The organism is Telluribacter roseus, from assembly GCF_017355915.2.
GTDB lineage: Bacteria > Bacteroidota > Bacteroidia > Cytophagales > Spirosomataceae > Telluribacter.
Genome location: NZ_JAFEUV020000014.1, coordinates 14,107 through 25,959, shown reverse-complemented (window position 1 = coordinate 25,959; position 11,853 = coordinate 14,107). Strand labels below are relative to the sequence as shown.

Sequence of the window (11,853 nt, the reverse complement as noted above, 5' to 3'; positions counted from 1 at the left end):
ATGAAGTTATTGAACGGGTTGTTCTTCGTTCAGAGTTTTCCAGAGCATGTCTTTCAAATTATCTATTCCTTCCTGCGTAATGGCCGAAATAAGGATATGAGGCACATGCTCAGGTAGCTTATCCTGAATACCGGCTCGTTCTTCTTCGTCCAGCAGGTCTACTTTGGAAATAGCGAGCAGGCGCTGCTTGTCCAGCAGGCTGGGGTTGTATTGTCGCAGTTCGTTGAGTAAGGTCTCGTACTCCGCTTTGATGTCTTCGGAATCGGCCGGAATCATGAACAGCAGGATCGAGTTGCGCTCGATATGCCGGAGGAACCGCAGCCCCAGCCCTTTGCCCTGCGAGGCGCCTTCGATAATACCAGGTATATCGGCCACGACAAATGAGCGGAAGTCGCGGTAGGACACTACCCCCAGATTAGGCACCAGAGTGGTGAAGGCATAATCGGCTATTTCGGGACGGGCGGCCGATATCACCGACAGGAGCGTCGACTTGCCCGCGTTCGGAAATCCGACCAGACCTACGTCAGCCAGTACCTTCAGCTCCAGAATCACCCAGGCTTCTCCGCCGGGCTCACCGGTCTGGGCGTGCTGAGGAGTCTGGTTGGTAGATGACTTAAAATGGTCGTTACCCAATCCACCCCGTCCGCCGGGAAGCAGAATGGCCTCCTGTCCGTCTTCGGTTATTTCCAGGATCTGTTCTCCCGTTTCGGCATTGCGCGCTACGGTACCCAGCGGTACCTCCAGAATCACATCCCTGCCCTGCGCTCCCTTGCGCCGCCCGCCTTCTCCGGCCTTTCCCGGGTCGGCTTTAACGTGCTTGGTGTATTTGAGGTGAAGCAGGGTCCAGTGCTGGGCGTTCCCTTTCAGGATAATGTGCCCGCCGCGTCCGCCGTCTCCTCCGTCCGGACCACCCTTGTCTACATACTTTTCCCGGCGGAAATGGACTGAGCCAGCCCCTCCGGCTCCGGAGCGTACGTTGATCTTTACGTAATCGATAAAATTTGATGAAGCCATGTTTTAATGATCAGTGACCAGTGACCAGTTACTGCTGGTTATCCTCCATAGTATGGGTATTCAGGATCGAGTGCAGCCGTAAACGGTCAATGATGTCAAGCTTCGGCCGTGCCGTAAGCTATATAGTAAATAAGTATAATTTTAATGTATAAACCAGACCTGAGCCTACTTGGTTTCTTCGGCTGCTACGCCCCTTCTAGGAGGGCAGGGGCCGTGGCTTCCTATAGCAACTATAACGCCTCCCTCCGCGGTATTCAATACCTGCGAGGGGAGGCGTCGGAACAGCCAGTACTTAGGCCGCTGTTTCGATGGCGTTACAGATAGCGGTAAAGATTTCGTCAATCTCACCGATGCCGTCTACGCCTACGTACTTGCCCTGCTGGCGGTAGTAGTCCGCCACGGGAGTTGTTTTTTCGTTGTATTCCTGGATGCGCTTCCGGATCAGGTCTACGTTCTGGTCGTCGGGGCGGCCGGAGGTGGCACCCCGCAGCAGCAGGCGCTTCACCAGTTCTTCCTCTTCCACGACCAGGGCTACCATCACGGTGATCTCTTCGTTGTAGGTGCGCAGCAGGTTATCGAGGGCTTCGGCCTGCTTCACCGTACGCGGAAATCCGTCGAATATAAAACCGGCAGCTTCCCGGTTTTCCCTCAGTTTATTGTCGATCATGCCGATCACTACTTCATCCGGAACCAGCATTCCCTGGTCCATGAGTGTTTTGGCCTGGAGTCCGAGTTCGGTGCCTGCTTTTATTTCAGAGCGCAGCAAGTCGCCCGTGGAAAGGTGTACGAGCTTGTGTTTATCAATGATTTTCTCGCTTTGGGTACCTTTTCCAGCCCCCGGAGGGCCAAACAGAACAAGATTAAGCATGATGGCAGATTGATTATTTACCTTAGTAGTAATAGTTTGACCCGGCAAATTTACAACACTTCGGCCATGCTTGGCTACTTTCACCTGATTTTAACATAAAAAGTCCCTGCACAGGTAGTTAGTGCGGGAGGCGGTGGCGTTAGACAATCATATGACAGGTACCTGCTGATTTGTAAGTCCATTACTTCATCGAGGAGCGGCCGATCAACTGGTAGAAGTGGTTCCGGTAGGTACCTGATAGGGGGATAAGGGCCTGTTGTATCTTTAACCGGTCCCGTTCAATGGAGTCGATCTTATCCAAAGCTACCAGGTAAGACTTGTGAACCCGGCAAAACTGCTGGCGTGGCAGTTGACGCTCCAGTTCACCGAACGTTTCCAGGGTCATGATTTTTTCAGTTGCCATATGAATACGCCGGTAATCACGCATTCCTTCAATGTACAGGATCTGGTCAAAGGCTACTTTCTGGAGCCGGTACTCCGTTTTTACAAATAAAAACGACTGTCGCGTCTCCTCCGGGACAGCTACCTGCCTTTGCCGGGCGCGGGTGACGGCCTGCAGAAAGCGGTCGAAGGTGTAAGGCTTCAGTAAGTAATCAGCTACCTGCAGGTCAAAAGCTTTCAGGGCATACTGATCATAAGCCGTTGTTAGTATCACGGCGGGCCGCACCGGTAAGGCTTCCAGCAGCTGCAGGCCCGAAAAGCCATCCATTTCGATATCCAGGAACACCAGGTCAATCGGCTCCCGCTGCAGCAAAGGAATGGCTTCCAGTCCGTTATCAACCGCGTAACTGAGCGTCAGAAAAGGAACCCGCTGTACGTACTCTTTCAGCCGCAGCATGGCTAAGGGTTCATCTTCAATGAGTAGACATCTCATAGGCATGTACAGGTAAAATCAGGTGGACGGAGTAGGTATCGTCAGTAGCCTGAATATCCAGAGTATACGTCTCCTGGTATAAAAGGGTTAATCGTTGCCGGAGCAGCCTCTGGCCCAGGCCCCCCTGCTCTTTCGGCCTGGTGCTGCTTTTGTCAATGACGTTGATACACCGGAATTGGATCTGATTTTCTACCACCGAAAAGTTGATGCGGATCGCTTCCGGTACCTTCTTGTTGGTCGCATACTTGAAGGCATTTTCGATGTAGGGTATAAAGAGCATGGGGGCAATCTGTACTCCCTCGACCGGCCCCTCCATGTGCAGGGTCACGTACTGTTCGTTCGGAGTCCGGACTTTCTGCAACTCGATGTACTTTTTAATGTAGGCCAACTCGTGGGTTAGGGGGATCTGATCGGCCTGCGTTTCGTACAGGGTAAAGCGCAGCAAGTCCGATAGCTTGTTCAGGTACTGCGAAGCCCGGGGCGCATCCAGCTCGATAAGGATGTCGATATTGTTCAGCGTATTGAACAGAAAATGAGGATTGAGCTGCGCTTTCAAAAGTTCCATTTCGGTGCGCAGGGCTTTGCCGGCCACCATCTCTTTCATGTGAATATCCGTGTACCAGGTAATGAACCCCCTGATGACCGTGCCCATCATACCATTCACGACGGCCAGCAGGGTGAATCCGGTCATCAGTACCAGTTGATCCTTCGGCTGAAAGAAAAGGAATTCAGTCTGATGCAGGGCTATGTAAATAATGATCGTCGTTGCCATTGACACCATAAAGGTAGAAAACAGGCCGATGCCACTACTTATCAGCAGCCCTACGCCAACAAAGAGTCTGACGCGCCGGGTGGTCAGGTAACGCGGAACCAGCCAGCCATAAAAAGCATAGAAGCTAATGATTCCGGTCAGTAAGGCAAAGAGAAGAATAGCGATCCAATCCTCCCAGTCCTCCACCGCGGAATCTTCGGTGGCCTGGGACAGGAGAAACAGAAAACTGACCAAAAAGCAGTACAGGAGCCAATAGCTCAGATGCAGCAGAATGACGGTTGCTTTTTTCATCGTTTCACCTCAAAAAAGTAACTGGCAATGGTTTCTACCTCCGGCAAATTGATGTTAACGCCGCTCATGTTAGCCGTAATCGCCACCACCAGGTCATGCTCGGGGTACAGCAACAAAAAGGTTCTGCCACCGTCGATTGTCCCACCGTGGTGGATAATCTTCCGGTTCTGAGGGCTGGTACCCAGGCGCCACCCCAGGCCATAGTAAGTATTGGTTCCGTCCGGCAGAAGCTGGGGAGTGAATAGTAAATCTACCGTTTCTTTCCGTAATAGCGAATAGGTCAGGAGCCCGCGACCCAGTTTGACTAGATCCACGGGAGTGGACAACAGGCCACCACCCGCCCACTTATAACTATTGTCTACCTGGGCGGCGTTGACCAGTCTGCCCTGCCGGTGTTCATAAAACCTGACCCGGTTAATAACGATGCTGTCACTAGCATCTACACCTGTATCATACATCCCCAAAGGAGTAAACACGGCCTGCTGCATATAGGATGGGTAGTCCTGGTAGCTCGCTCCTTCTATAACGGCACTTAACAAGGTATACCCGTAAGTAGAGTAATTATAAGCCGTCCCCGGTTTGAACAGGAGGCTGTCCTGATTGAAAATGGTCAGACCCTCCTGCACCGAGGTAAAACGTCGGGGGCAAGCCAGCGGATCACTGTCCCGGTAATGGCGGATACCGGCGGTATGGGTAGCCAGCTGCCGGGCAGTAACCGGATATTTTTTTACCGGAAATTGGGGTACATACTGCTGAATGGCCGCATCCAGGTCAAGCTTTTTTTGCTCTACCAGCTTGCCTATGGCTAAGGAGGTAAGTGATTTGGATACCGAGCCAATCCGAAATTTGGAATGGATAGTGACCGGCTGGTGAGTTTCCAGATCGGCGTAGCCAAAGCCTTCCGCCCACAAAATTTTCTGGCTGGTACCTACACAGACCGAGATACCCGGAATATCCTGAACTGCCCGGAGCGAATCAATGTATTTTTCAGCTCGCCGAATGGCGGTTAAATAGCTTTTGTCCTTAATGGATTCGTTAGGTTGGCGCCCGACACTTTGTCCAATGGCTGGAAACCAGCAGAGCAAGCCAAGTAGCATCAGTACGTTTTTCATGGAGCAACGAGTTTGGTTAGTTGTTGTCTCAAAATTGCTTCATCCTGTTGGCTCCTTAAAAGCTATTCTGCAAGTTCCGTTATTTTGTCTGCCATAGTACCCTTTTGTCCGATTCCAGATTATTGATTTAGTGAGGTAATGAATATAGATTGACCCATTTCCACCAGCCTACTCACTCCGTAGGCTCCTCACCGGATCCAAGAGGGCTGCTTTAAGAGCCTGAAAACTAACCGTCAGGAGCGTAATGACTAGGGCTCCTACGGCCGTCAAAGCAAAGATCCACCACGAAATCTCGGTTCGGTAGGTGTAGTTCTGAATCCACCCATTCATGAAGTAGTAAGCAAGAGGTGTAGCAATAAATAGCGAAACAACCACCAGCACCACGAAGTCTTTCGAGAGCATCTGCCAAAGGTTAGCAACCGAGGCCCCCAGCACCTTACGGATACCAATCTCCTTGGTACGCTGTTCGGCCACAAACGAAGCCAGACCAAACAAGCCCAGGCAGGAGATGAAGATGGCGAGCACCGCGAAGAAACTGGCCAGTTTGCCAATGCGTTCCTCCGACCGAAACTTGGCATCGTACTGCTCATCAGCAAACTTAAATTCAAAGGGTGTAGTAGGGTTATGTTTCTTAAAAACTGTTTCGATCGTGAAGAGCGCCTCGCTGGCACTTAGCTGCGGGTTAATTTTAACGTTAATCCAGAATACCCTGTCAAAGCTGTCAATGTAGAAGATGGTGGGGCGTATGGGCTCGTAAGGAGAGTCCATCACCATGTTTTTGACCACGCCAATTACTGTATACGTTCGTCCAAAGGCCTTAATCCGCTCCCCCAGCGGTTTTTTAAAGCCCATATAGGTAACGGCGGCTTCATTGAGGATAAACCCGGATGAATCGGTGGCGAATGCCCGTGAAAAATCCCGTCCTTCCTTTATTTTCCAATCGATAGTTTTACCAAATTCATGGTTAACGCCTACTGTAACTTGTTCGTCCTGCATGCCCGGTGCTTTGCCCCGCCAGTTAAAGCCACCGTTTGTTATGCCCGCGTTGGTAACCTGACTTTCTGATTTGGAGAGTTCTACGGCGGCTCCGGTAGCCAGCAAATCGTTCCGCAGCACGTCGTACCCCTGGCGCACCTCGTCCGTCTTCATCGGAATGCTCAATAAGCCGCTACGGCTGTAGCCAATCGGACGATTCTTACTATATTGAATCTGGCGGAAAATGATAATAGTACCAATGATCAGCGTGACAGAAACCGTAAACTGTACTACTACGAGGGCTTTGCGGGGTATGGCCGCCAGCCGACCTACTCTGAACGTACCTTTAAGTACTTTGATCGGGATGAATGAAGACAGGTACAAGGCCGGATAGCTACCGGCAATCAGGCCCGTTAAAAAACTGAACCCAACACAGGCTACCCAAAACCAGGGATTGACCCAGAGGATCTCAATTGTTTTGCCCGCTACCTCATTGAAGAAAGGTAGTGCGAGCAGAACCAACAGCAGCGACAGCACAAATGCAAAGAAGGCAACTAAAAGCGATTCGCTGTAGAACTGGGTGATCAACTGGGTACGTACTGAGCCAATGGCTTTGCGAATACCAACTTCCCTGGCTCGTTTTTCGGAGCGGGCTGTTGAAAGGTTCATAAAATTAATGCAGGCCAGCAAGAGCACAAAGGCGCCGATGATGCCGTACATCCAGACGTACTGAATGCGCCCGCCTACGTTCACGCCGTTCTTAAACTCTTCGTATAGGTGCCAGCGCTTCATAGGATGGAGGAATAATTCCGACCTGTAAGGAGCTTCATAGTCCAGATTCTTGACTCGTTCCCACTTGGCCAGCTTTATGGCCGAAGAAACCTTGTCCATATCCACATGATCGGCGATCTGGACAAACGCTTGAAACCAACTGTTGCCCCAGGTCAGCTTTGTGTCGTACCCCTCACTGTTAACCAGCAATTGCCAGGGCGCAATGAACTTCAGCTCGGCGAAGGAGGAGTTTTGAGGCAGGTCTTCGTACACGCCGGTCACTTCCACTGTCAGCTTATTATCAATCTTCATAAGCTTCCCTACCGGATCAGCATCGCCAAAGAAGGCGTGAGCTACCGATTTGGAGAGCAGGATAGAAGAGGGGTCTTTCAGACCATCCCGCGTTCCGCTCAGTATCTTCAGCGTCAGCATTTCGGGCGCTTCGGGCTCCATGTACCGGCCACTTTTGATGAACTTTTTATCACCCACAGATAAGATTGGATTGATAGTGCCGGTTGCCATCACAACGTACTTGAAGTTAGAGCCGTAGGTGTTGCGAAGTTCGGGGCCGAGTTGCATGGCTTGACTATCCCAGGTACGAACTCCATCATCAAAGGTCTGATTTTGCATGACGAGTGCAATGCGATCGCTGTTCTGGTGATAGCTGTCGTAGGAAAGCTCATCGTAGAGCCACAGGCCGATGAGGATAGCCACCCCCATGCCAGTAGCCAGGCCAAAGATGTTGATAAAGGAATACATCTTATTGTTGACCAGATTCCTTAGAGCGATCTTGAAATAGTTACGTAGCATGTCAGGATGTAGGAAAAAGGGTTGATAATAGTCTTCTTTACGTTTGCGTCGCCGCACGAAGGGTGGTAGTACCGACAGTACATTGAGCAGGTACCTGAGGGTAGCCTGCCGCTTACCCGCCCGCCGGTACCAGTAGGTGTATAGCTCATGCAGGTCACCTTCTACCTCTTCCAGCGTATCGTCCGGGTGCAGCCAGGTCAGCAACCGTTGCGCCCAGCGCGGTGGGGAGCTGCCTCCTTGTTCAGTAGCTTTCATCTGTTTATTCGCCGCGCAGGCTCCTGACCGGATTCATCATGGCGGCCTTCACACTCTGGAAACTGACCGTCAGCAGGGCAATCCCTGTCGCGAGTAGACCCGCCAGCACAAATACCCACCACTCCACGTCTACCTTATAGGCAAAGTCCTGTAGCCACCGGTTGGCCATGTACCAGGCAATGGGCGAGGCAGTCACGATCGCGGCTACCACCAGTTTGATCAGATCCAAAGACAGCAGGGCTACCAGGCTGGCAACCGACGCGCCCAGCACCTTCCGAACCCCGATTTCACGAGTCCGCTGCTGGGTGGTGAAGGTAGCCAGGCCAAACAAGCCCATACACGAGATCAGGATCGCAATGGCCGTTGCGGTATTGACCAGCTGAGCCGTCCTTTGCTCCTTCTCGTAGAGTTTGGCAATGGAGTCGTCCAGAAAGGTATAAGCAAACTCCTCACCGGGAAACACCTGCTGCCAGACCTTCTCAATGGCTGCCAGCGTTACTTTCGCCTCACTCAGACGCTGTCCGTTGGTAGCGAGTTTTACGGCCATATCCTTTGACAAGCCGGGAATGTAGGCAATGAAGGTCGACTTGATGGGGCTACGTAATGACTCCTCGTGAAAGTCAGCGACCACACCCGCTACCGGGTAATCATTCCCGTTGAAGTGGAGCCGCTTGCCCACCGCTTCGGCGGGCTGCCTGAAGCCCAGTGCCCGGGCGTAGGTCTGGTTGATGAGCAGCTCGCGTAGCGTATCGGTGGGCATGATGTTGCGTCCGGCCACCAGCTTCAGCCCATACAGCGGGACAAAGTGTTCGTCTCCGACCTTGGCCGACGCCTCCGTTTCTATTTCGGTAGTGCCCCGGTACTTGATTCTGGTGAGCATGTAGCCTTCGCTCATGGGCGGCGACCATTGCCTCGTTACCCGCTCTACGCCGGTGAGCTGCCTGATCTTCTGAGCCAGTACTTTGCTCTTTTCGAGGTCGGGCGTATTGATCAGGACTATGGCATCCGTCGAAAAGCCCAGGTCCTTGTCGCGTATGTAGGTAAGCTGGCGCCCTATCACAAGCATTCCTATGATGAATACCAGCGAAACGGTAAACTGGAAAACGATCAGTCCCTTACGGAGAGAGTCGTGCCGGTGGCCAACCGGTACGCGCTGCCCTTTCAGCGTCTGGGAGGGCTGGTACGCTGCCAGCACCCAGGAGGGGTATAAGCCTGCCAATACAGTAGTCATAACGAGGAGCGCCAGCAGAAACAGCAGAATCCGGGGATTAAACACATCCAGCGCGACCCCCTTAGGAATAAATTGTTCAAAGGCGGCCAGAACGGGTTGGGTAAGCAACAGGGCCAGCATCACCGCTACTATAGTAAGGAGTAAGGTTTCGCTCATAAACTGAGCAATGATACTCTGGCGATTGCTGCCCAGTACCTTACGTATTCCTATTTCCTGGGTACGTTGTACGGATTGGGCGGTAGCCAGGTTTATAAAGTTGATAGCGGCAATGAGCAGGATAAATACCGCCACGCCCATCAGGCCATACAGCGTAGGCAGGTGTGCTTTGCGCACGTAGTTGTCCTGGTACTGCTCATTAAAGTGCACATCCGACAGGGGTTGCAGCGCCGGCACCAGCCAGAAGTCGCCGGTACCCTGGTTGGGACCGAAGTGCTTGTGGGCAAAGGTCGCAAAGCGGGCTTCTACCTGCTCCGGAGTGGTACTGTTATCCAGTTTTACAAAGGTTTGGGAAGCCGACCATATGTCGTTCCACTCGTCCAGATTGATCTCCCGCTTCAGAGCACTGGCCCGAATAGTAGCAGCCGAGATAAAATCAGTAAAGGCAAAATCCGTCGTATGATTCCATGTTTTTACGATGCCGCTGACGGTGGTTCGGATAGAATCGCGGTAGATAACCTCCCGGCCGAGTATACTTTCAAGAGGAATATCACCAAAATACGTGCGGGCCTTCTGTTCCGAAAGTACTACTTTATACGGCTCACTCAGCGAGGTCTTAGGGTTACCGGCCAGCCAATCGTACCTAAAGATGTCGAAGTACTCAGGTTCCGCTATAATGATCTGTGCCCCGTCTGCACCTAATTCACCCGCTTCGAAATGCTTAGGCTCCTGGTGTTCGGCCGGGATAATAACATTCGAATGCAGGTTATGAAAAGCGGCTACCGTCTCTATGCCGGGTACCTCCGCCCGGATGGCCTGAGGTGCCGCCCGTGGTATAAATCCTATGGGCTTCGTTTCGATCGTTTTCCCCATTCTAACGTTTCCTACTACGCGGTAGATCCGCTCCCCATCGGGATGGAAGGTGTCGAAGCTGAGCTCAAAGCTCGTGATGAGGTAGATTACCAGACAGGCAGTTACGCCCAGTGTGAGGCCTGAGAGGTTAATCAGGGTGCTGGCTTTATGTCTGGACAAGTTCCGCCAGGCAATCTTGAGGTAGTTTTGGATCATATCAGGGCTAAGGCTAAAAGGTACATATAAAGATTTTTTCTGCTTTCGCCGCCGTACCAGGGGCGGCAGTACCGACACTACATTGAGCAGGTACCTGAGGGTAGCCTGCCGCTTACCTGACCGTTGGTACCAGTAGGTATATAGCTCCTGCAGGTCTCCCTCTACTTCTTCCAGGGTATCGTCCGGGTGCAGCCAGGTCAGCAGCCGCTGCGCCCAGCGGGGTGGGGTAGGACTGGTTGGGTTCATGATCCGCTTACTTTTAAGGAGGTGGGAGGTATCAGTTGCCACAGTTGGCTTCGTTGCTGCTGTATATCCTGCAGTGTACGGCTGCCGTAGGCAGTAATGGAGAATAGCCGCTTGCGTCGGCCGCCCCGCTCGGTGGTAGCTCCGCCCAGTTCAGAGCGTACAAAGCCTTTCTCTTCCAGGCGGATGAGCGTGTTGTGTATCGCGCCAAAAGTAACGAGCCGGCCTGTCTGCTGCTCTAATTCCTGACTGACGCTCACGCCATAGGCCTCTCCATCCAGAATGGCTACCATCAGCAATACAATCTCTTCAAATTCTCCCAGGTACGATCGACGCATAGGATTCTATTTATTTGTTTCTATTTTGTCGTACAAATCCTTTGCCACACTTCCATATAGGCTAATACAGGTCGTAGAGAGGCTTTTGGGAATAATGGCTTGTCCGATATCGGACATTTTTCGTCCACTTGTGAACGTAGGGACGAGGCGGGTGGAAGGACATAAAAAAGCCCGAAGCACAGGAAGTACTTCGGGCCAAACCGGAAGACCAGCTGCTACTAAGGTACTACTACCCGCCGTACGGCACCGTCTTCCTTCTGTACGACGGTCACGAACAGGGTACCTTTGGTGTTCTTCTTCAGTTCGATTTGCCCCACGTAGTCTCCGCTAAAATCCCTGATCTCTTTCCGGGCTACTTCCTTACCCCGGGTATCGGTTACCATGATGGTCACGTCGCCCTTTTCGGGTACGCTGAAGCGCAGGTTCAGCATGCCGTTGTCGGGGTTGTTGGGGTACACGTTCAGCGAGCGTACACTGGCCACCTTACCTGGTTCATTGGTCCAGATGTCCCCCATGCGCTCTCCAGCATGTTCCAGATCCCGCATGAGTACCTGTACGCGCGGACGGACTTCCTCCTCAATACGACGCATCTTATCCTTCAGCTCCCGCGAGTCGAAGTCAATGTGTATTTCTTCGTCATTACCCTTCCAACTAAATACCGCCGGTTCGTCATCGTTCCGCTCGCGTACCTCCACGCGGCGGCGCTCGCGGGTGGTTACGTTGCCGTTCCCCTCGTCCACCGTTACGGTTACGCGCCGGTTGGCATCAGTACCCAGCGAGTCCAGCACCTTGTCCACAAACTCCTTCTGCTCCTGGTCCGACAGGGCACCTACCTGGTAGCTTCTTTCAATCTCCTCGGTCCTGCCGTTCCTGCGCTCCGATACCTTTACCCGGATCGTGGTCTTCTTCTCATCCTTTGTTCCTGCCTTCGACTGCGCGTAACTGGCCGGGCTCAGGCTCAGGCCCCCCAGCAGTACGGCACTCACAAACAGGGTGCGATAGGCTCTGTTTTTCATGGTTTTTAGTTTTTAGGACTTAGTTGTTAGCTTTTAGTTTTGAGTCTGTTATCTGATCT

General features: G+C 52.4%; 9 protein-coding genes. All 9 read right to left on the bottom strand.

The genetic code is table 11. The features are described from left to right. Nucleotides 1–6 precede the first annotated feature (6 nt). The 9 genes from obgE to JTN23_RS20785 all read right to left on the bottom strand — a co-directional run bounded on the left by obgE (nt 7) and on the right by JTN23_RS20785 (nt 11,794). Nucleotides 7–1,014: a GTPase ObgE gene (obgE, locus tag JTN23_RS20825; RefSeq protein ID WP_247236997.1), complete on the bottom strand. Its 1,008-nt coding sequence runs from the start codon at nt 1,012–1,014 to the stop codon at nt 7–9. A 292-nt stretch (nt 1,015–1,306) separates the two neighbouring features. Beyond that, entirely contained in the window at nt 1,307–1,882 is a 576-nt protein-coding gene (locus JTN23_RS20820; protein ID WP_247236996.1) for an adenylate kinase, read from the bottom strand. Between the two features lie 181 nt (nt 1,883–2,063). After that, complete coding sequence (locus tag JTN23_RS20815; protein WP_247236995.1) at nt 2,064–2,756, bottom strand: LytR/AlgR family response regulator transcription factor; 693 nt, start codon at nt 2,754–2,756, stop codon at nt 2,064–2,066. After that, nucleotides 2,737–3,819 (bottom strand): sensor histidine kinase, encoded by a 1,083-nt coding sequence (locus JTN23_RS20810; RefSeq protein ID WP_247236994.1) that lies wholly within the window; start codon nt 3,817–3,819, stop codon nt 2,737–2,739. The genes JTN23_RS20815 and JTN23_RS20810 overlap by 20 nt, the downstream gene beginning before the upstream one ends. Beyond that, nucleotides 3,816–4,931, bottom strand: coding sequence for a serine hydrolase domain-containing protein (locus JTN23_RS20805; protein WP_247236993.1), 1,116 nt, complete (start codon nt 4,929–4,931; stop codon nt 3,816–3,818). The genes JTN23_RS20810 and JTN23_RS20805 overlap by 4 nt, the downstream gene beginning before the upstream one ends. 168 nt (nt 4,932–5,099) lie before the next feature. Beyond that, nucleotides 5,100–7,742 (bottom strand): ABC transporter permease, encoded by a 2,643-nt coding sequence (locus JTN23_RS20800; protein ID WP_247236992.1) that lies wholly within the window; start codon nt 7,740–7,742, stop codon nt 5,100–5,102. Between the two features lie 4 nt (nt 7,743–7,746). Then, the gene (locus tag JTN23_RS20795) at nt 7,747–10,443 is read right to left on the bottom strand and encodes an ABC transporter permease (protein ID WP_247236991.1); all 2,697 of its coding nucleotides are present in this window, start codon (nt 10,441–10,443) and stop codon (nt 7,747–7,749) included. After that, entirely contained in the window at nt 10,440–10,778 is a 339-nt protein-coding gene (locus tag JTN23_RS20790) for a PadR family transcriptional regulator (protein ID WP_247236990.1), read from the bottom strand. The genes JTN23_RS20795 and JTN23_RS20790 overlap by 4 nt, the downstream gene beginning before the upstream one ends. Before the next feature lie 218 nt (nt 10,779–10,996). Further along, nucleotides 10,997–11,794 carry a T9SS type A sorting domain-containing protein gene (locus JTN23_RS20785; RefSeq protein ID WP_247236989.1) on the bottom strand — a complete coding sequence of 266 codons (798 nt, stop codon included), beginning with the start codon at nt 11,792–11,794 and terminating at the stop codon, nt 10,997–10,999. Nucleotides 11,795–11,853: the final 59 nt, after the last annotated feature.